The following is a 20,133-nucleotide window of genomic DNA, read 5'->3' on the forward strand; positions in this document are numbered from 1 at the left end:
GAGATCATGATATGGCACGTGTAAAAAGAGGCGTCACCTCTCACGCCAAGCACAAGAAGGTTCTGAAGGCCGCAAAGGGCTTTTACGGCCGCCGCAAGAACACCATCCGTACCGCCAAGGCTGCAGTCGATCGTTCGAAGCAGTACGCCTACCGCGACCGCAAGGTCAACAAGCGCAACTTCCGTGCGCTTTGGATCCAGCGTATCAACGCCGCTGTGCGTGAATTCGGCCTGACCTACGGCCGCTTCATCGACGGCCTGAACAAGGCTGGCATCGAAGTCGACCGCAAGGTTCTCTCCGACATGGCGATCCACGAGCCGGAAGCATTCGGCGCGCTGGTCAGCGCTGCCAAGAAGGCTCTTGAATACCTCAAGGAAGCCGGCACGACGAACGAGTTTGAAGGCGCGGTCAAGTAACCAGCGCTTCCCAAGCTTTTGAATTTATGATTTTGGGAAACCCGCGCTGGTTTGGGCTAGCGCGGGTTTTTCTTTCTTTATATTCCTGGCGCCGGCTGGCGCCGCCTGCCTCCCGATCGCCCGCCTGATACTGGACGGAAAGAAGTGACAATGTCAGATATCGACCAGCTCAACACATCGCTGCTCGCCGAAATCGCTGCCGCCGATGACGAGACGGCGCTCGAAGCCGTGCGCGTTTCCGCCCTCGGCAAGAAGGGCTCCGTCTCCGAATTGTTGAAGACGCTCGGCGCCATGACGCCGGAAGAGCGTCAAAGCAAGGGCGCGGCGATCAACGTTCTGAAGAACGCGGTGACCGAGGCGCTCACCACCCGCAAGACGACGCTGCGGCAAGCGGCGATTGATGCGCGGCTGAAGGCCGAGACGGTCGATGTCAGCCTGCCGGTGCGCTCTTCGCCGGCCGAGCGCGGCCGTATCCATCCGATCAGCCAAATCGTCGACGAAATCACCGCGATCTTCGCCGACATGGGCTTCTCGATCGCCGAAGGTCCCGACATCGAGACTGATTATTACAATTTCACCGCGTTGAATTTCCCCGAAGGCCATCCGGCCCGCGAGATGCACGACACCTTCTTCTTCAACCCGGATGAGAATGGCGAGCGCAAGGTCCTGCGCACCCACACCTCGCCGGTGCAGGTGCGCACCATGGAGGCGCAGACACCGCCGATCCGCATCATCATTCCCGGCAAGACCTACCGCCAGGACTCGGACGCCACCCATTCGCCGATGTTCCATCAGGTCGAAGGCCTGGTCGTCGACAAGAAGGCCAATGTCGCCAACCTCCGCTGGGTGCTGGAAGAATTCTGCAAGACCTTCTTCGAGGTCGACAGCGTGACGATGCGTTTTCGCCCGTCCTTCTTCCCCTTCACCGAGCCCTCTTTCGAGGTCGATATCCAGTGCGACCGCTCTGGCCCGATCGTCAAGTTCGGCGAGGGGACCGACTGGATGGAAATCCTCGGTTGCGGCATGGTCCACCCGAACGTGCTGCGTCACGGCGGGCTCGATCCGGACGAATATCAGGGCTTTGCCTGGGGCATGGGCCTCGATCGCATTGCCATGCTGAAATACGGCATGCCCGACCTGCGCGACTTCTTCAACGCCGACGTCCGTTGGATGACGCATTACGGCTTCCGCCCGCTCGACATGCCGACGCTGTTCGGCGGCCTCAGCGCTTGAACGGAGAATTGGGACGATGAAATTCACGCTCTCCTGGCTGAAAGAGCATCTGGAAACGGATGCCGGCCTCGATGAAATCTGCACGCGCCTCACCGAGATCGGACTGGAGGTCGAGGATGTCGACGACAAGGCGGCCTTCAAGCCCTTCGTCATCGCCAGGGTCGTCTCGGCCGAAAAACATCCGCAGGCCGATCGCCTGAAGGTGCTGATGGTCGATACCGGTTCCGGCGCGCCGGTCCAGGTCGTCTGCGGCGCCCCGAATGCGCGCGCCGGCCTTATCGGCGCCTTCGCAGCGCCCGGAACCTATGTTCCCGGCATCGACGTGACGCTCGCCGTCGGCAATATCCGCGGCGTCGAAAGCCATGGCATGATGTGCTCCGAAAAGGAGCTGCAGATCTCCGACAGTCACGACGGCATTATCGACCTGCCGGACGATGCGCCTGTCGGCCAGAGTTATGCCGCCTATGCTCATCTCGACGATCCCCTCATCGAGATCAATCTGACGCCCAACCGGCCGGACTGCACCTCGATCCACGGCATCGCCCGCGATCTCGCCGCCTCCGGCCTCGGCACGCTGAAGACGCGGCCTGCACCGTCCTTCGCCGTCGAAGGCGAGACGCCGGTGAAGCTGACGCTCGATCTCGACGATCCGAAGCTCTGCCCGGGCTTTGCGCTGCGCCTCGTGCGCGGCGTCAGGAACGGCCCGAGCCCCCGCTGGATGCAGCAGCGGCTGACCGCCATCGGCCTGCGCCCCATCAACGCGCTTGTCGATGTCACCAACTACATGACCTTCGATCAGGGGCGGCCGATCCACGTCTTCGATGCCGCCAAGATCAACGGCAACCTGACCGTCCGCCGTGCCGCCGAAGGCGAGACGGTGCTGGCGCTCGACCAGCGCGAGTACAAGCTGTCGCCGAACAACGTCGTCATCTCCGATGAAAACGGTATCGAATCGATCGGCGGCATCATGGGCGGCGAACATTCCGGCTGCGACGAGAATACCGTCGACGTGCTGATCGAATCCGCCCTGTGGGACCCGATGAACATCGCCAAATCGGGCCGCAGCCTCGGCATCATCACCGATGCACGCTACCGCTTCGAACGCGGCGTTGATCCGGACTATATGGCCCCCGGTCTCGAACGCACGACGGAACTGGTGCTGGAGCTTTGCGGTGGCAAGGCCGCCAGGGCCGAGATCGTCGGCTACCAGGGTTACGAACCGAAGATCGTCGATTTCCCCTATTCGGAGGTCAAGCGCCTGACAGGCCTCGACGTCTCGAATGAGGAAAGCAACACGATTCTGACGCGCCTCGGCTTCACCGTCTCCGGTTCCGGCGAGCGCGTCTCCGTCGCTGTCCCCTCCTGGCGTCCCGATGTCGACGGCAAGGCCGATCTCGTCGAGGAGGTCATGCGCATTCACGGCGTCGACAATATCAAGCCGGCGCCGCTTGAAAGCCATGCGGCCGTCAACGGCAAGATCCTGACGACGCTGCAGATCCGCACCCGCCTCGCCAAGCGGGCGCTCGCCGCGCGCGGCATGCTCGAAGCCGTCACCTGGTCGTTCATTCCTGAAGACCAGGCAAAGCTCTTCGGCGGCGGTTCGCCGACCCTCAAGCTTGCCAATCCGATCGCCGCCGAAATGTCGGATATGCGCCCCTCACTGCTGCCGGGCCTGCTGTCAGCCGCCCAGCGCAATGCCGACAAGGGTTACGGCGACGTCGCCCTCTTCGAGGTCTCCGGCACTTATGAGAACGACAGGCCGGAGGGTCAGCGCCGCGTTGCCGGCGGCATCCGCCGCGGCACAGCCTCACTTGCCGGCGCTGGTCGCGCCTGGTCGAACACCGCCAAGGGCGGCGGCAAGCCGGTCGACGTCTTCGACGCCAAGGCCGACGCGCTCGCCGTCATCGAAGCCTGCGGCCTGCCGATGGGCAATATCCAGATCGAGCAGGGGGGGCCGGCATGGTATCATCCCGGCCGCTCCGGCACGATCAAGATGGGGCCGAAGGTCGTGCTCGGCTATTTCGGCGAATTCCATCCGCTGACACTGGAAGCGCTCGATGTCTCCGGCGCGCTCTGCGGTTTCGAGGTCTATGTCGACGCCATGCCGGAGGCCAAGCGCAAGGCGACGCGCACCAAGTCGGCACTCGAACTGTCGCCGTTCCAGGTGGTGCGGCGCGACTTCGCCTTCGTCGTCGATAAGACGGTCGAAGCCGGCGCCATCGTCAAGGCCGCCACGGGCGCGGACCGCAAGCTGGTGACCGGCGTCAATGTCTTCGACATTTTCGAGGGCGCATCGCTTGGCGACGGCAAAAAGTCGGTGGCGATCGAGGTTCAGATCCAGCCGGTCGAGCGCACGCTGACGGATGAGGATTTCGAAGCGCTGACGCAGAAGATCGTCGCCAGTGTTGCGAAATTCACCGGCGGTGTCCTCAGAAGCTGAGTTTACCCAACGTCGCCAGATAATGGACCGGTCGCGAATAGCGGCCGGTCTTTTCAGCGATGCAGATGGAAGAGTTTGCTGACGATCGTCCAGCGACCGTCGATCTTCAGCAGCGAGAGATAATCGGTAAAGCGCATGCCGGCAAAGTCGTCGGTGACCTTGACGCTCGCCGCATCGCCCTCGACGTCGACGCTCTGGATGTCCATGTAGGGCTGCGTACCGGGCGGCGCCGGCTCCTCTTGCAGGATCGCGGCAATGAATTCGTCCCGCGTCAGCCATTCGACGGCATTTTCGTAATGGCCGATGATCGAGCTTTTCGGATGAAAGGCCTTTTTCAAGGCTGCCTCATTGGCGAAGGCCATGCCTTCGACATAGAGATGAACCGTCTGTTCGACTGCCTGCCTGTCCGACATTTTGTCATCCCGTTCTCAGAGATGGCGTTAGATAGTTTCGCCGGGCCCGAAGGCAAGCCCGGCCAGTTGTGGCCGACCGGGCTTTCGCTCTTTGTTTCGGTAGGGGTTCAGATGTTCGTCATGGCAAGCGAGGCGTCCGAATAGCGCTTGCCGGCCACCTGTCCGGCGGGGATCGCGTTGCTGAGCTGCTCGAGTTCCGCCGGGCTCAGCACGATATCGGCAGCGGCCGCATTCTGTTCGAGGTGGTGAAGCTTGCGGGCGCCGGGGATCGGCACGATGTCGTCGCCCTGGCTCAACACCCAGGCCAGCGCCAGCTGCGCCGCCGTCACGTCCTTCTCGGCGGCAAGCCGCTCGAGAGTCGAGACGAGGGCGGCATTGGCGTCGAAATTTTCCGCCTGGAAACGCGGCACCTGCCGGCGGAAATCGTCCGCGTCGAGATCTTCCACTTTGCGGATCGACCCGGTCAGGAAGCCGCGGCCGAGCGGGCTGTAGGGCACGAAGCCGATGCCGAGTTCGCGGCAGGTGGCAAGCACCTCCTCTTCCGGGTCGCGCGTCCACAGCGAATATTCGCTCTGCAGGGCTGCGATCGGATGGACCGCATGGGCGCGGCGAATGGTGGCGCTGCCGGCTTCCGAAAGCCCGAGCGCCCGGACTTTGCCTTCCTTCACCAGTTCCGCCATGACGCCAACGGTCTCCTCGATCGGCACGTTGGGATCGACCCGATGCTGGTAGAAGAGGTCGATGGTCTCGATGCCGAGGCGTTTCAGCGAAGCCTCGGCGACCGCGCGTACATTCTCGGGGCGGCTGTCGACGCCGGCGATGGCGGCAGTACCCGGCTTGCTGGCATCGATCTTGAAGCCGAATTTGGTGGCGATCACCACGCGGTCGCGGAACGGCTTCAGCGCTTTGCCGAGCAGAACCTCGTTGGTGAAGGGACCATAGACTTCGGCGGTGTCGAAGAAAGTGACGCCGAGATCGATGGCGCGATGCAGTGTCTTGATCGATTCCGCATCGTCGCTGGCGCCATAGGCAAAGCTCATGCCCATGCAGCCAAGGCCGACGGCAGAGACGGTCAGATCGTTTCCGAGTTTCCGGGTTTTCATGATGTGCTCCTCTGAGCTGATTTTGAGCCGCCAGAGCATCATCATGCTCTAACTATTTAATTCAGAACAGGATTCAGATTTTAGGCCGCCCGGCCTGAAATCATCCTGTTCTGGATGGTTGCGGTACCGGCAGACCATATCGCTGCGCTATCAATCAGAAAATACATGCAGTTTCTAACAGGTTGTTCTATTATTTCGATCAATGAACAGAACCCAGCTTTCACAACTCGCCGTTCTCGCCGCCGTCTCGGAGCATCGCAGCTTCCGGGCGGCGGCGAAGGAACTCCTCGTCGCGCCTTCGGCCATCAGCCATGCGATATCGAGCCTCGAGGAAAGTCTGGGGGTGCGGCTCCTGGCGCGGACCACCCGCAGCGTTGCGCCGACGGAAGAGGGCCGCCTGCTGCTTGAAAGACTTCGTCCAGCACTCGAGGAGATCGATATCGCCTTGGAGGCGGTCCGCGATACGCGCGCCAAGCCGGCCGGAAACCTGCGCATCACCGCGCCGCGCTTCGCCTCCGATCTGCTGCTCGCTCCGCGGCTCGGCGACTTTCTCAACCTCTACCCCGATATCACCCTGGAGATCGCCAATGAGGACGGCTTCACCGATATCGTCAAGGAGGGTTTCGATGCCGGTATTCGGCTGGAAGAGAGCCTGGAGGCCGATATGATCGCGGTCAGGATCTCGCCTAATCTGACGACGGTGATCGCCGCTTCGTCCGAATATTTCGAGCATCATCCAAAGCCCGAGCATCCGCGCGATCTCGTCCATCACCGCTGTATCAAGCGGCGGTTTACCAACGGCTCGATCTATCGCTGGGAATTCGAAAAGGACGGGCAGGAACTTGTCGTTTCAGTCGACGGGCCGCTTATCGTCAGCGAGGACCGACTCGCCCTGCTTGCGGCGCTGAACGGCGCCGGCCTTGCCTATCTCTTCGACATGCGGGTCTATGACGAACTGGCGAGCGGCAAACTTGTGCGGGTGCTGGAAGATTGGTGCGCGCCCTATGCCGGGCCATTTCTCTATTACCCCACCCGGCGGCAGATGCGGCCGGCGCTGCGCGCCTTCATCGATTTCTTCAGATACAGTGAACAGGATACGGGCGGCCGGTAAGGAATGGGGACCGGACCGCCCGTTCTCGTCATTCCATCAGGCAGCCTTTGCCTTCTGGTTTGCCGCCGTGGTGGCGAGCTGGGAGAGGGTCTTGTCGGTGGCCGTTTCCTGCTGCAGCGTCTGGTCGAGCAGGCCGACGACTTCCTTGAAGCCGAGCGTTGCGGCCCAGGTCTTCAGCGTGCCGTAACGGGCGATTTCATAATGCTCGACTGCCTGGGCAGCCGAAATCAAGCCGGCATCGAGAGCCGCCGTGCCCTTGAATTCCTCCATGATTTCCTCGCCCTCGGCGATAATGCCCTGGATCGCCTCGCAGGTCTTGCCCTGGGCGCGTTTGCCGATCAGCTCGAAAACCTGCTGCAGGCGCTCGACCTGGCCTTCGGTTTCCTCGCGGTGTTTTTCGAAGCCCTTCTTCAATTCGGGGGATTGGGCGGCGCGCGCCATCTTCGGCAGGGCGCGCAATATCTGCCGTTCGGCGAAGTAGATGTCCTTCAGCGTGTCGTAGAAGAGATCTTCCAACGTCTTTTCCTTGGCCATTTTCTCGATCCTTGTTCTGGGGAAAACCGCGAATGCGGCGACACATTAAGAAGCGAAGATCGCGCTAATTGTTCCCGATCGATTTCGGGTGGACTGGAAATCGGCGCCGGGCGATGATTCCTGCCGTCGATGCGCAGGAGAATGACGTCATGCGAAAGCCGAATTCGATGAAGGGTCTGGAGGATCTCGGCCGTGTGCGGCTGTCGCAAAACTTCTTTCTCCGCGATTTCCTGCATTCCGAAATCGCCGATTTCTACCGCATCCCCAATATCCCCGAGGATCCCGATCTGGCGGTCGAGGCGGGCAGGAGGCTCTGCGAGGAATTGCTGGAGCCGCTAGAGGCAACGTTCGGGCGCCTGCATATCCGTTCCGGCTATCGTTCGCCTGCGGTCAACAGGTTCGGCAACGAGAACAATCTGAACTGTTCGACCAATGCGTCCACCGCGGCGCATCACATCTGGGATATGAGGGATTTTGACGGCTGCATGGGCGCCGCCGTCTGCATTGCCGTGCCATGGATGATCGACCATTACCGCGACGAAAGCGACTGGCAGCGGCTCGCCTGGTGGATTCACGACCACCTGCCTTATGCCTCGCTCTGCTTCTTCCCGAAGCTCGGGGCCTTCAATATCCAGTGGCACGAACGGCCGAAACGGGTGATCCAGAGTTATATCAGCCCGCGCGGCATCCTCACCAAACCGGGCATGGCCAATTGGGAAGGCGATCATTCCGAATGGTATGCGGGTTTTCCATCTCTTACAGCGCCGCGCGTCTTTTCAGACGAGCAAAGGACGCTGTAACACTTTGAATTGCTGCATAATTCCTTAAATCGGTTCCGATTTGGGGAATTATGCAGTGAAGCTGATGCGATAGCGGATATGGCCATCGCTCTCGACATAGCTGTCATAGAGCGCTCGCGCGGTTCTGTTCTGCTCGCTCGTATGCCAGTAAAGCCGCGACCAGCCCTTGGCTCTGCAGATCGAAACGAGATCGTCCATCAGTGCCCGCCCGACGCCTTTGCCGCGCGCATCGGCATCGACGAACAGGTCTTCGAGATAGCAATCCCTGCCGCGGATCCACGTGCCCTCATGGGTGAGATAGAGCGCAAAGCCCATCACCCTGCCGTCGATTTCGGCGACACGTATCGCGATTGCCGACGCCGGATCGAAGACCCGGCGCCATGTGGATTCGGTGATATCGGCATCGACCGTGACGTCGTAAAAGGCGAGATAGGCCGCCCAGAGCTCGCGCCAGCGGGCTTCGTCCTCGGGGCGGGCATCACGTATCGTAACGGTCATGGCGTCACTTTCTTTCAGGCACCGGCTTCGTCGAGCAGCGCCATCGCGTCATCGGAAAGCGCAAGTGTCGCCGATTTCGCCAGGCTTTCAAGCTGCGAAAGGCTGGTCGCGCTGGCGATCGGCGCCGTCACGCCCTTCTTGCGCAGCAGCCAGGCGAGCGAAATTTCCGCCGGCTTGGCACCGGTCTCGGCAGAAACACTGTCGAGCGCGGCCAGGATGCGCAGGCCTTTGTCGTCGAGATATTTCGAAACCCGGCCCTCGCGTGCGCGGCCTTGCATATCGGATTTGCTGCGGTATTTGCCGGTGAGGAAGCCGGCGGCGAGACTGAAATAGGTGATGACGCCGATGTCCTCTTTGACGCAGAGATCGGCAAGCGGCCCCTCGAAGCTCGAACGCTCATAGAGATTATATTCCGGCTGCAACACATCGTACCGCGGCAATCCGGCCTTTTCAGCAGCGTCGAAGGAAGCCTGGAGGAGTTTCGCATCATAGTTCGAGCAGCCGATGGCGCGGATCTTGCCCTGCTGCTTCAGCTTGGCAAAGGCGCCGAGCGTTTCCTCGTGTGGCGTATCTTCATCCGGCCAGTGCGAGAGATAGACGTCGATATAGTCGGTCTGCAGCCGGCGCAGCGAATCCTCGACCGCCTTCAGGATATAGGTCTCCTTCAGCGTCTTTCCCTGTCCCATGTCGGAGCCGACCTTGGTGACGATGACGGCCTTGTCGCGAGAAACCTTGGCTTGGCTTAGCCAGCGCCCGATGATCTCCTCGGAATCGCCGCCCTTGTTGCCGGGAACCCATGAGGAATAGACATCGGCCGTATCGATCGTGTTCAGGCCCGCGTCGAAGAAGGCATCGAGAATGGCGAAGGATGTTTTTTCGTCGGCCGTCCAGCCGAAGACATTGCCGCCGATGACGATCGGCGCGACCGATAGACCTGTTTTTCCAAGCCGGCGCATTTCCATGACGCTCTCCAGAAGTGTGAAGCAATTGAAATCGCGGATACGGCAGAACGCCGCCCTGACCAACTTAGTGCGATCCGCGCATCCGGGAAGGCAAACTTCCGTGATTTCAGATTGCGCCATTGCGCCGCAGCTGGGGCCTGAATATGGTTCGCGGAAATCAGTTCGGGAGACTTGGATCATGCTGCGTTTCGGTATCATTTCAACGGCGAAGATCGGCCGCGACAATGTCGTTCCGGCGATCCAGGATGCGGAGAATTGTGTCGTCACGGCGATTGCCAGCCGTGATCTCAAGCGCGCAAGGGAGATGGCTGACCGCTTCTCCGTGCCGCATGCCTTCGGCTCCTACGAGGAAATGCTGGCCTCCGACCTCATCGACGCCGTCTACATCCCGCTGCCGACCTCGCAGCATATCGAATGGTCGATCAAGGCGGCGGATGCCGGCAAGCACGTGCTCTGCGAAAAGCCGTTGGCGCTGAAGGCAGACGATATCGACGACGTGATCGCCGCCCGCGACCGCAACCGGGTGGTGGTCAGCGAAGCCTATATGATCACCTATTCGCCGGTCTGGCAGAAGGTGCGCTCGTTGATCGACGAGGGCGCCATCGGTTCGCTCCGGCATGTGCAGGGCGCCTTCACCTATTTCAACCGCGACCCCGCCAACATGCGCAACGTTCCCGAGCTCGGCGGCGGCGGCCTTCCCGATATCGGCGTCTATCCCGTCATGGGCACGCGTTTTTCCACGGGCAAGGAGCCGCTCTGGATCCAGGCGATCACCGAGCGCGATGCGGATTTCGGCACGGATATCTATTCGAGCGTCAAGGCCGATTTCGGCGATTTCGAGTTGAGCTTCTATATCTCGACGCAGATGGCCAACCGCCAGGTCATGGTCTTCCACGGCACCGAAGGCTACATCGAAGTCAAGTCGCCGTTCAACGCCAATCGCTGGGGGCCGGAAGAGATCGAGCTTGCCGACCGCAGCCACAGTGAATCGCGCATCTTCCGCTTTCAGGACAGCCGCCAGTACAAGCGGCAGGTCGAGGCCTTCGCCCGGGCGGTGACGAACGGCAAGGAAGAGATCGTCACGCTCGAAAATTCGAAGCTGAACCAGAAGGTGATCGACGCGATCTACCGGGCCAGCGAGAAGGACGGCTGGGAGGCAGTCTAGCGCACAGCCCCGAAAATCGGAATCGATTTTCGGAAAGGATTATGCGCCCCTTCAGAGGGTTAGAGCGTCCTTGGCGCGTCCTATTGGACGCGCGGCGCTCTAGTCACTCGGCGCGGAAGACGAAGCGCGAATAGCCGAAGAAGCTGAAGATCATCGAGGCGATGCTGGCGATCGCCATGGCCGCCAGCGGCTGAAGCGCCGGCAGCGACAGCAGAAGCGCGGAATAGAGCCCGTAATTGACGAGCGCTGCCGTCACCCCGACGGAGCCGTAGCGGAAGCCTTCGGCGGCAAGCGAACGGCCGGAACGATCGAAGGTGAAGCTCCGATTGAAAGCCCAGGTCGCGGCCATCGCGAAGGCGATCGCCACGAGCCGCGCCAGAAACGGCCCGAGCGGCGTCAGATGAAGCAGCGCCGACAGGATGCCGGCATCGACGAGGAAGCCGATGCCGCCGGCGATGATGAAGCGGATGAGCTTTCTCATGCGGCATCCGCCTTGCCGGGACGCGCACGCGATACCGGCCCTGCGTCGCTGAGCGGTGCCTTCAACGCGCTCGGCCTTTCGAGGCCCATATAATGGATACGAAGCTGTTCGGCGCGGGCACGCGCAACGGAATCCAGAATGACGCCGGCGGTGAATAGCATGAAGGAGATCATCAGCAGCGCCGTCGACAGCACCCAGGTCGGCATGCGGCTGACGAGACCCGTTTCGAAATATTCCGCCAGCACCGGCGCCATGAAGCCGAGGCTCGCCAGCATGAAGGTGGCGCTGATCGCGCTGAAAAAGGCGAAGGGCCGGGTTTCCTTCATCAGCATCGCGAACATCCAGAGGATCTTGGCGCCGTCGCGGAATGTCGAAAGCTTGGAATGCGAGCCTTCCGGCCGGCGGCCATAGTCGAGCTCCAGCTCGCTGACCGGCAGCTTCAGCCGGGAGGCATGCACCGACATCTCGGTTTCGATCTCGAAGCCGCCGGATACCGCCGGGAAACTCTTGACGAAGCGGCGCGAAAACGCGCGGTAGCCGGAAAAGATATCGGTGAAGTCGGGGCCGAAGATCATCCGGTAGAGCAGGTTGAAAAGCCGGTTGCCGAGCGCATGGCCCTGACGGCCGGCATCGGCGTGCACGCCGCGCCTGGTGCCGACCACCATGTCGGCGCGCTCGGTGAGCAGCGTGCGCACCAGTTCTTCGGCATCCTCAGGCGCATAGGTGCCGTCGCCGTCGGCGATGATGTAGATGTCGGCGTCGATATCGGCGAACATCCGGCGCACGACATGGCCCTTGCCCTGACGCCGCTCGCGCACGACATGCGCGCCGGCAAGCATTGCCTGCAGCGCGGTGCCGTCGGTGGAATTGTTGTCGTAGACGTGGATCGCAGCATCGGGCAGCGTCGCCCGGAAGCCCTGCACGACAGCGCTGATCGTCGCCGCTTCATTATAGCAGGGAAGCAGAACGGCAATATTCAGATTATCGGTGCGCGATCGGGCCATGACTCTACTCGTTACACTTAAAGCCGCGCTCAGCCTAAATCACGCGCCGTTAATAAGACCCTATGACGCAGGCAAAAATAGCAGCTGCCACAAACGGCTTTACACTTTCTTGATCGGCGGCGGCTAAAGTTCGGGTATCGAAACGAAGCGCTAACCACAATGAACGCTGTGCAGCCGATCCCCCACGCATCCTCCGCGATCGACGCTCCCAGGGGCGGGGTGCCCGCTCCCAGGGGCGGGCTGCGCGACCTGCTGACGCGTCTCTGGCCAACCGTCATCGCCTATAGCGTCATCCTTGCTGCGGCCATCCTCATCACCAAGCTTTCCGGCGCCACCGATTACGTCGGCCCCGACAATGATGACGGAATGCGTCTCGTCGAAGCTCGCGATTTTCTGGCCGGGCAGGGTTGGTTCGATCTGATGCAATACCGTCTCGGCCTCGATGGCGGTACGCTGATGCATTGGTCGCGGCTGATCGATCTGCCGATCGCCTCGCTGATCTGGTTCTTCGGCCTGTTTGCGCCCCGCGAGACGGCCGAAGCGCTGGCGCTCGCTGTCTGGCCGGTATCGCTCATCCTGCCCGCCATGCTCGCCATGGCGGTTGCCGGCCGGCGCATCGGCGGGGTTGCCGCCATGCATATCAGTCTCGGCTTGACCGGTCTTGCAATCTACACCGGAAACCGTTTCGCGCCTGGCGCCATCGATCACCACAATGCGCAGCTGGGGCTGGTCGCGACGATGATCGCGATGCTTCTGGATCCAGAGCGTCGAGCCTGGAGCTATGCGGTTGCCGGCGTCGCGGCAGCCGTTGCCATCGCCATCGGCGCCGAGACGACCCCCTTCGTCGCCGCCGTCTGCCTGACCATTGCCCTGCTCTGGGCATGGGAAGGCGAAGATTTCGCCGCCGCCGCCAAGGCCTTCGGGCTGGCGCTGGCGATTGCGATCAGCATCCTCTTCTTTGCAACGGTGCCGCCCCGGCTTTATTCGACGGTCACCTGCGACAATCTCTCGCTCGGCTATTACAGCCTGGCGGCGATCGGCGGCGGGTTGCTTTTGTTCTCGGCGGTTTTTGCCAGCCACCTGCGCCGGCCCTTGCGCTTTGCCGCACTCGCCGTCGTCGGCGCCGGCGTTCTCGGTTCGGCGATCGTGATCGCACCGCAATGCCTGAGCGATCCGCTGGCCGGTCTCGACCCGATGCTGGTCGAACTCTGGCTGAGAAATGTTTCGGAAGCGCAGTCGATTTTCGCTCTCGGACGCACCGATCCCTTCTCGATCGGTGGCTTCTATGCGGCCGGCCTGTTCGGCATCGCCGTCTGCATCTTCCGTGTCTTTCAGCGTGACCGCATGCAAATCCACCTGGTCTTGCTCTTCCTGCTGATGACGAGCTGGGCAATCGCGCTGGTCCAGGTGCGCGGTTCGACGTTCTCGAACCTGATCTCCATCCTGCCGCTTGCCCTGTTGATTATCGATGTCCGCCGCATCTCCAACGGCGACGGCGAAAATGTCGCCGCCGCCTTCGTCTACATCGTCACCGTGCTCGCCAGTGCTCCGGCCGCCTGGGCGGTCGGCGGCGGGTTTATCTCGCTGCAGATGGAGAATGCTGCGCAGAAGAAGGCGGCAGAGCCGGCAAAGAAGATTTCCTGCGCATCGCAAGCGGCGCTGGCGCCGCTCGCCGGGCTACCGGCCGGACTGGTCTCCGCGCCGTCGGAAATGGGCGTGCCGATCCTCCGCTTCACCGCGAACCGGGTTCTCTCCGCGCCCTATCATCGCAATCAGGGCGGCATGCTGACGGAACTGCATATCGATATGGCGGAGCCGCAGGAGGCGGAGGCCTTTTTGAAAGGGACCGGCGTAACGGTGCTTGCCTTCTGCCCCGGCGACCTACAGACCCGCGAGATCGCCAAACTGAAGCCGGATGGGCTCTATGCTGAGCTCGGCAAGGGCAATATCCCGCCCTATCTGGAACCGCTTCCGAAGGCAGCGGACGTGGGCGTTCAGTTCTTTCGCTATCGGCCGGCGATGAACTGACGCCGGCAATCTTCAGGACGGGATAAGCATGTCGCGATAACGACATGCGTAAAAACAGCGTAAGCGCGGGAAGCCAATCTGAAAGATCGCGATGCGCTTATCAGTGTGAAAAACGCGCTGTCAGTGCGAAACGCGCATGGCGCGGCGAAGACGCTGACTGGCATAAAGCCCGAGTACGAAGAGCATGAGGCCGCCATTATAGCCGAGCACGGCATAGACGAATGCCAGAATCGACACCGGCCCCGGCGAGGTTATCGCCGCCAGCGCGAATGTGATTCCGATCAGCGCGGCGACCAGCGCGATCACGCCAGCCGAACGAGTCTGCCCGGCGCTGACGCCCAATGCTGCTGCTGTGAGAATAATCATTTCAGCACCTTCCCAGAGAGAACGAGGGGAAGCATAGGAAGCGCCAACTAACAAAGATTTACCGGCGATCTTCGCCGAAAAGCCTTTGTATTACGGTGGTTAGCAATCCCTTTCGGCTAAAACGCATATTCTAACTATCCGTTCCGCAACAAAACAGATTTACACGATTTTGTTGTTTGTCCACCTGGCTGCAACGAGTGCATGTGCAGGATGCGTTGAGACGAGCGCGCTTGATGCAATGGCGACGAACCCTCCCCACAACGATTTCAACGGCCGGGAAAACAGGTTCCTGCGCCAAGGCCGAGCTTCCCGTTTATCGCTGATCGACATACAAAGAGGGATGAGCAACGTCTTCGACGGCGATTCGCCGACCAACCTTGCCGAATATTCGGTTTCGGAACTTTCCGGCTCGATCAAGCGCACCGTCGAAACCGCCTTCGACCAGGTTCGCGTGCGCGGCGAAATATCAGGCTATCGTGGGCCGCACTCCTCGGGCCATGCCTATTTCGCGCTGAAGGACGATCGCGCCCGCATCGACGCTGTCATCTGGAAGGGCACCTTCTCACGACTGAAGTTCCGTCCGGAAGAGGGCATGGAAGTCATCGCCACCGGCAAGGTCACCACCTTTCCGGGTTCCTCGAAATATCAGATCGTCATCGAGACGCTGGAGCCGGCCGGCGCCGGCGCGCTGATGGCGCTGATCGAGGAGCGCAAGCGCAAGCTCGGCGCCGAGGGCCTGTTCGATGCCGCCCGCAAAAAGCGGCTGCCCTTCATGCCCGGCGTAATCGGCGTCGTCACCTCGCCGACCGGCGCCGTCATCCGCGATATCCTTCACCGCATCTCCGATCGTTTTCCTGTGCATGTCCTCGTCTGGCCGGTGAAGGTCCAGGGCGAGGGCTCCGGCGAGGAGGTGGCGAACGCCATCCGCGGCTTCAACGCGCTGGAACCTTCAGGCGCCATCCCGCGCCCGGATGTGTTGATCGTCGCACGCGGCGGCGGCAGCCTGGAAGATCTCTGGAGCTTCAACGACGAAATCGTCGTGCGTGCTGCGGCCGAAAGCCGGATACCGCTGATCTCGGCCGTCGGCCATGAGACCGACTGGACGCTGATCGACTACGCCGCCGATGTCCGTGCGCCCACGCCGACGGGGGCAGCGGAAATGGCAGTGCCGGTCAAGGCGGAGCTCGAGGCGCAGGCCGCCGCTCTTGCCGCGCGCCTGCAGGGCTGCATGAACCGGCAGATGGATCAGCGCCGCCAGTCGGTGCGTGCTCTGATGCGGGCATTGCCGTCGCTCGATCAGCTTCTCGCCTTGCCGCGCCGCCGTTTCGACGAGGCGGCAACCGGTCTCGGCCGCGGGCTGGAGCTCAACACTATCAACAAGCGCCGCGGCTTCGAGCGTGTCGCCGCGCATCTGCGCCCCGATCTGCTCGCCGGCCGCATCGCCGAGCGCCGCCAGACGCTGAACGAGCGCATGGCCCGGGCCGAGCGCATGGTTGAGCGGCTGATCGACCGTTCGAAATCGCGCGTCGACCGCGCCGAAGCCATCCTCGCCTCACTGCCGGCCCGGCTGAAGACCCAGACCGACCGCGGTCGCGAACGCCTCGGCAATCTTTCGCGCCATGCCGATACGGCGGTCCGCCACCAGCTGACCCGCGCGCGCGCCGAACTTTCTTCGCAGGACCGCGTGCTGCAATCGCTCTCCTACAAGAATGTGCTGAAGCGCGGCTATGCCGTCATTCGCGATGAGGATAACAGGCCGGTCTCGCAGGCTGCTCAGCTCTCCGCCGGCATGGGCATCGCCATCGAATTCGCCGACGGCCGTGTCGGCGCCATGACCACGGAAGGCGGCGCACCGCCGGCCGGGGCCAAGAAGCGCAGCGCAAGACCCGCAGACCCACCGAAGCAGGGAAGCCTGTTCTGACGATGCGGATCCTGCTGGTGCTTGCCCATCCGCTGGAGGATAGTTTCGCCGCTGCCGTGGCGAGGACCGCGCGCGAAGCACTGGAAGCCTCCGGCCATGTTGTCGATCTGCTCGATCTCTATGCTGAGAATTTCGATCCGCGTCTTTCGAAGGCTGAGCGCGGCGGCTATTTCGACCAGCCCTACGACACCTCAGCCGTAGCCGACATCGTTGCCCGCCTGAATGCTGCCGATGGCCTCATTCTCGTCTTTCCGCAATGGTGGTTCAATTTCCCCGCCATCCTCAAGGGCTTCTTCGACCGTGTCTTCGCCCCCGGCGTTGCCTTCAGCCATGATGCTGCCGGCGGCCGTATCGTGCCGCAGCTGACCAATATCAGGCTGCTCTATGCGCTGACGACGACAGGCTCGCCCTGGTGGCTGGTGCGTGTCTATATGGGCGATCCGGTGCGCCGGCTCCTGAAGCGCGGCATCGCCGCCTTCTGCTCGAAGGGATTGAATTTCAAGATGCTCAGCCTGCACGACATGGACCGCGCCACCGATGCGAAGCGCAGGGCGCATCTCTATCGCGTGCGCAAGCTGCTATCGGCAATTCGCTAAAGCAAAAGCGTGCAGCGGGTTTGCGTTCGAAAATTGCGTGAAAAAACAGATAGGATGAGAGCTGCTCGCGATGCCGTGGAACCGGCACGGCCCTCCCTCCAGCCTCATCCTGAGGTGCCCCGCAGGGGCCTCGAAGGACGGGGCTGGCCACGGGCAGCTCGCCCGGCTTTAACCGGCCCGCGCTTCGACAAATCAGGCAGGGCCTCGTAATCCATTGCCATCAACGCTTCCTTCTTTCGGCGCGACCAGCCCTTGATCTGGCGCTCGCGGGCGATGGCGTCGATGATGCGGTCATAGGTTTCGCTGAAGACGAGTTCGACCGGGCGGCGCTTGGCGGTATAGCCGTCATAGGTCCCGGCATTATGCTCCCAGACACGCGCCTCAATCTCCTACTTGGTGAGGCCGGTATAATATGAGCCGTCGCTACAGCGGAGAATATAGACGGTGACTTCCATGGCGGAAGGCTAGCATGGGGTGAAGGCGGCAACAATGAGGCGTTGTGGCGGACGGCCACCCGCCCCCGTCCTTCGAGGCTCCGGCCTGCGGCCTGCGCACCTCAGGATGAGGTCTGATCGTGGTGCCGTGAGGCTGGTGGACTGATCAAAGCTCCGGGCATCCCAGGCCGATCAGCCTTTCGCTGTCCTTCTGGCGGCCCTCTCTCCAGCCTCATCCTGAGGTGCCCCGCAGGGTCCTCGAAGGACGAGGCTGGCCGCCGGCGTATCATCCAACAATGCAGGCGTTGCGGTGAGCGCGGGGCCACCCGCCCCCGTCCTTCGAGGCTTCGGCCTTTGGCCTCCGCACCTCAGGATGAGGGCTGATCGTGGTGCCGTGTGATTGGTGACCTGATCAAGGCTCCAGGCATCCCAGGCTGATGAGCCTGCCGCTATCCTTCTGGCACGCCCTCTCCAGCCTCATCCTGAGGTGCCCCGCAGGGGCCTCGAAGGACGGGGCTGGCCGCACCAGCGCGCTTTATCCAGTCAGCGCACGATGATGCCGCTCAGGCCCATTCGCCCTGCCGCATCACCGGAACCCGTGAACCATCCGGCTTGATGCCGTCGATATCGACTTTGTCCGAGCCGATCATCCAGTCGATATGGATCAGGCTGGAATTGCCGCCCTGCGCCTTGATCTGCTCCTGGCTCAGTGTCGCGCCATCGAGGAAGCACTTGGAATAGCACTGGCCGAGTGCGATGTGGCACGAGGCGTTTTCGTCGAACAGCGTGTTGTAGAACAGGATGCCGCTGGCCGAGATCGGTGAGGAATGCGGCACCAGCGCCACTTCGCCGAGCCGGCGCGCGCCCTCGTCGGTATCGAGCACCTTGTTCAAGACCTCTTCGCCGCGCGAGGCCTTGGCCTCGACGATGCGCCCACCCTCGAAACGTACCTGGATATTGTCGATCAACGTGCCCTGGTGCGAGAGCGGCTTGGTGCTCGACACATGGCCTTCGACGCGCAGCGCATGCGGCGTGGTGAAGACTTCCTCGGTCGGGATGTTCGGATTGCAGGTAATGCCGTTCTTGGCGGTGGAAGCGCCGCCATGCCATTCATGCCCGTCGGCAAGGCCGATCGTCAGGTCGGTACCCGGTCCCTGGAAATGCAGCGAGGCGAAACGCTCGCCGTTCAGCCAGGCGGATCGCTTGCCAAGATTGGCATTGTGCTCGGCCCAGGCGGCGACGGGATCGCTGACATCGACGCGCGAGGCGGCAAAGATCGCCTTGGCGAGCTTGGCAATCGCAATCGGTTCCGGATCGTCAGGGAAGACCACCTTGGCCCAGGATGGGTTCGGGTAGGAGACGATGTTCCAGTTGATGTCGAAATTCGAGATCTTCTCCAGCGCCGGCTTGTAGGCCGTTGAGTTGGCGCGATTGGCGCGGCCGACCTTGCCGGCATCCTGCTCGGACAGCAGCATCGGATTGTCGCCGGCGACCGCAAGACGGGCCGCCCCGTTGGCATAGGCCTTGGCCATGCCCTCGTAGAGCCAGCCGGAGGCGCGGTCGAAGCTCTCGTCGCTGCCATATTGATAGCGCGCCAGCGTCGTTTCCTCGTCGGAATAGAAGGCGGAGACCAGTCCGGCGCCGGCCAGATAGGCATGCTTGGTGATCAGGCGAACCAGCGGCAGCGCCACGACAGGCGCGGTGATCACCAGATCCTGACCTTTTTGCAGCTGCAGCCCGACCTTGACGGCGACTTCCGCAAGTTTTTCCAGCTTGACGGGATCAATTGTGTTCTGGCTCTGGGGCATGAAAGTCATGGTTCAACCTGCCTTCTGTCATCGACGGTGCGAGGCTGGAAGATTTAGACCCGTTTGCGGCGAAAATGAAGCGTATCGCCGCCGAATTGCAAGCGGCCGGATATATGTCCGCCCGCCGGCCGTGCTTCAGGCGGCGGCAGGTTGCCTGAGCAGGATCGAGTTATGCTTGTCGAGGAATTCCATCAGCCGCTGCGGGTAGTCTTCGCCAACGGCGGCCTTGACGCTTGCCCGCTCGGAGAGAGCCTTGCGCCAGCGCTTCACCCGCTCAAGCCCTTCGAAGATGCCGCTGTCGCCGAGCGTCTCGAAGAGATCGAAATACCGAAAGACCGGCGCGAAGACGGCGTCGACGAGGCTGAAGTCGTTGCCGGCGAAATACGGCCCGTCCGTCAACATCTTCTCGACAGTTGCGAATTTGGCGATGAGCGCCTTGCGCTTGGCCTCCAACTGCGCGGCATCCTCGGCGGTCTCGTAACCCCAGAGATCGGAAAGCACGGAGGAACCGAATTCCATCCAGCCGCGATGGCGGGCACGCGTCAGCGCGTCGTTGGGATGCAGCGCGACACCCGGCTGCGTTTCCTCCAGATATTCGCAGATGACGCTGCTTTCGAACAGCACCGCCTCGCTGCCGTCCTCCTCCTCGATCCGCAGCAGTGGCACTTTGCCCAGCGGCGAGATCTGCAGGAACCAGTCGGGCTTGTCGGCAAGATCGATGTTGATGCGCTCGAAGGGCACGCCCTTTTCGAGCAGAGCGATCGCGGCGCGCTGCACATAGGGGCAGAGATGATGGCTGACGAGGGTAAGCTTGCTCATG

The 20,133-nt window shown here is 62.0% G+C and carries 19 protein-coding genes and 1 pseudogene; 9 read left to right on the plus strand and 11 right to left on the minus strand.

Annotated features, from left to right (window positions below):
* The first annotated feature begins 11 nt into the window (after window positions 1–11).
* The 3 genes from rplT (at window position 12) to pheT (ending at window position 4,089) form a co-directional block, all read left to right on the plus strand.
* Complete coding sequence (rplT, locus tag AC2444_RS22975; protein WP_012759783.1) at window positions 12–416, plus strand: 50S ribosomal protein L20; 405 nt, start codon at window positions 12–14, stop codon at window positions 414–416.
* A gap of 150 nt (window positions 417–566) precedes the next feature.
* On the plus strand, window positions 567–1,649 hold the full coding sequence (gene pheS / locus AC2444_RS22980) for a phenylalanine--tRNA ligase subunit alpha (RefSeq protein ID WP_012759784.1): 1,083 nt from the start codon (window positions 567–569) through the stop codon (window positions 1,647–1,649).
* Between the two features lie 16 nt (window positions 1,650–1,665).
* Window positions 1,666–4,089, plus strand: coding sequence for a phenylalanine--tRNA ligase subunit beta (gene pheT, locus AC2444_RS22985; RefSeq protein ID WP_012759785.1), 2,424 nt, complete (start codon window positions 1,666–1,668; stop codon window positions 4,087–4,089).
* Between the two features lie 53 nt (window positions 4,090–4,142).
* Here the strand turns inward: pheT and AC2444_RS22990 are convergent, their stop codons facing one another.
* Window positions 4,143–4,502 carry a nuclear transport factor 2 family protein gene (locus AC2444_RS22990; RefSeq protein ID WP_003544625.1) on the minus strand — a complete coding sequence of 120 codons (360 nt, stop codon included), beginning with the start codon at window positions 4,500–4,502 and terminating at the stop codon, window positions 4,143–4,145.
* Window positions 4,503–4,609: 107 nt separating this feature from the next.
* A complete protein-coding gene (locus tag AC2444_RS22995) occupies window positions 4,610–5,605 on the minus strand; it encodes an aldo/keto reductase (RefSeq protein ID WP_012759786.1) in 996 nt (331 codons plus the stop codon).
* A gap of 202 nt (window positions 5,606–5,807) precedes the next feature.
* Here AC2444_RS22995 and AC2444_RS23000 point away from each other — a divergent pair, with 202 nt between their 5' ends.
* Window positions 5,808–6,716, plus strand: a complete 909-nt coding sequence (locus tag AC2444_RS23000; protein ID WP_012759787.1) for a LysR family transcriptional regulator — start codon at window positions 5,808–5,810, stop codon at window positions 6,714–6,716.
* Between the two features lie 36 nt (window positions 6,717–6,752).
* On the opposite strand, the gene AC2444_RS23005 is transcribed toward AC2444_RS23000, so the two are convergent.
* Entirely contained in the window at window positions 6,753–7,250 is a 498-nt protein-coding gene (locus tag AC2444_RS23005; protein WP_012759788.1) for a YciE/YciF ferroxidase family protein, read from the minus strand.
* Window positions 7,251–7,363: 113 nt separating this feature from the next.
* Between AC2444_RS23005 and AC2444_RS23010 the strand changes: the two genes are divergently transcribed.
* A complete protein-coding gene (locus AC2444_RS23010) occupies window positions 7,364–8,050 on the plus strand; it encodes a hypothetical protein (RefSeq protein WP_041935615.1) in 687 nt (228 codons plus the stop codon).
* Between the two features lie 48 nt (window positions 8,051–8,098).
* On the opposite strand, the gene AC2444_RS23015 is transcribed toward AC2444_RS23010, so the two are convergent.
* Both AC2444_RS23015 and AC2444_RS23020 read right to left on the minus strand, forming a co-directional pair.
* Window positions 8,099–8,548 carry a GNAT family N-acetyltransferase gene (locus AC2444_RS23015; RefSeq protein WP_012759790.1) on the minus strand — a complete coding sequence of 150 codons (450 nt, stop codon included), beginning with the start codon at window positions 8,546–8,548 and terminating at the stop codon, window positions 8,099–8,101.
* A gap of 14 nt (window positions 8,549–8,562) precedes the next feature.
* A complete protein-coding gene (locus AC2444_RS23020) occupies window positions 8,563–9,510 on the minus strand; it encodes an aldo/keto reductase (RefSeq protein WP_012759791.1) in 948 nt (315 codons plus the stop codon).
* A 178-nt stretch (window positions 9,511–9,688) separates the two neighbouring features.
* On the opposite strand from AC2444_RS23020, the gene AC2444_RS23025 reads away from it, so the two are divergent.
* Window positions 9,689–10,675: a Gfo/Idh/MocA family protein gene (locus AC2444_RS23025; RefSeq protein WP_012759792.1), complete on the plus strand. Its 987-nt coding sequence runs from the start codon at window positions 9,689–9,691 to the stop codon at window positions 10,673–10,675.
* A gap of 103 nt (window positions 10,676–10,778) precedes the next feature.
* On the opposite strand, the gene AC2444_RS23030 is transcribed toward AC2444_RS23025, so the two are convergent.
* Complete coding sequence (locus tag AC2444_RS23030) at window positions 10,779–11,156, minus strand: GtrA family protein (RefSeq protein WP_128449197.1); 378 nt, start codon at window positions 11,154–11,156, stop codon at window positions 10,779–10,781.
* Window positions 11,153–12,160 (minus strand): glycosyltransferase, encoded by a 1,008-nt coding sequence (locus AC2444_RS23035; protein ID WP_012759794.1) that lies wholly within the window; start codon window positions 12,158–12,160, stop codon window positions 11,153–11,155. The genes AC2444_RS23030 and AC2444_RS23035 overlap by 4 nt, the downstream gene beginning before the upstream one ends.
* Before the next feature lie 159 nt (window positions 12,161–12,319).
* Here AC2444_RS23035 and AC2444_RS23040 point away from each other — a divergent pair, with 159 nt between their 5' ends.
* The gene (locus AC2444_RS23040; protein WP_012759795.1) at window positions 12,320–14,188 is read left to right on the plus strand and encodes a hypothetical protein; all 1,869 of its coding nucleotides are present in this window, start codon (window positions 12,320–12,322) and stop codon (window positions 14,186–14,188) included.
* Between the two features lie 120 nt (window positions 14,189–14,308).
* Here AC2444_RS23040 and AC2444_RS23045 read toward each other — a convergent pair whose 3' ends face one another.
* Window positions 14,309–14,554 (minus strand): hypothetical protein, encoded by a 246-nt coding sequence (locus AC2444_RS23045; RefSeq protein WP_012759796.1) that lies wholly within the window; start codon window positions 14,552–14,554, stop codon window positions 14,309–14,311.
* Between the two features lie 340 nt (window positions 14,555–14,894).
* On the opposite strand from AC2444_RS23045, the gene xseA reads away from it, so the two are divergent.
* Together xseA and AC2444_RS23055 are read left to right on the plus strand one after the other, a co-directional pair.
* Window positions 14,895–16,475, plus strand: coding sequence for an exodeoxyribonuclease VII large subunit (xseA, locus tag AC2444_RS23050; protein ID WP_012759797.1), 1,581 nt, complete (start codon window positions 14,895–14,897; stop codon window positions 16,473–16,475).
* A 2-nt stretch (window positions 16,476–16,477) separates the two neighbouring features.
* Window positions 16,478–17,071, plus strand: a complete 594-nt coding sequence (locus AC2444_RS23055) for an NAD(P)H-dependent oxidoreductase (RefSeq protein WP_012759798.1) — start codon at window positions 16,478–16,480, stop codon at window positions 17,069–17,071.
* Window positions 17,072–17,175: 104 nt separating this feature from the next.
* Here the strand turns inward: AC2444_RS23055 and AC2444_RS23060 are convergent.
* From AC2444_RS23060 to AC2444_RS23070, 3 genes and pseudogenes are all read right to left on the minus strand, one after another.
* Window positions 17,176–17,526 (minus strand): annotated as a pseudogene (locus AC2444_RS23060) (GIY-YIG nuclease family protein).
* A 542-nt stretch (window positions 17,527–18,068) separates the two neighbouring features.
* The gene (locus AC2444_RS23065; protein ID WP_012759799.1) at window positions 18,069–19,322 is read right to left on the minus strand and encodes an aminopeptidase; all 1,254 of its coding nucleotides are present in this window, start codon (window positions 19,320–19,322) and stop codon (window positions 18,069–18,071) included.
* Between the two features lie 126 nt (window positions 19,323–19,448).
* Window positions 19,449–20,132 (minus strand): glutathione S-transferase family protein, encoded by a 684-nt coding sequence (locus tag AC2444_RS23070; RefSeq protein ID WP_128438474.1) that lies wholly within the window; start codon window positions 20,130–20,132, stop codon window positions 19,449–19,451.
* Between the last annotated feature and the right edge of the window lies 1 nt (window position 20,133).

Source organism: Rhizobium sp. WSM1328 (assembly GCF_057653715.1).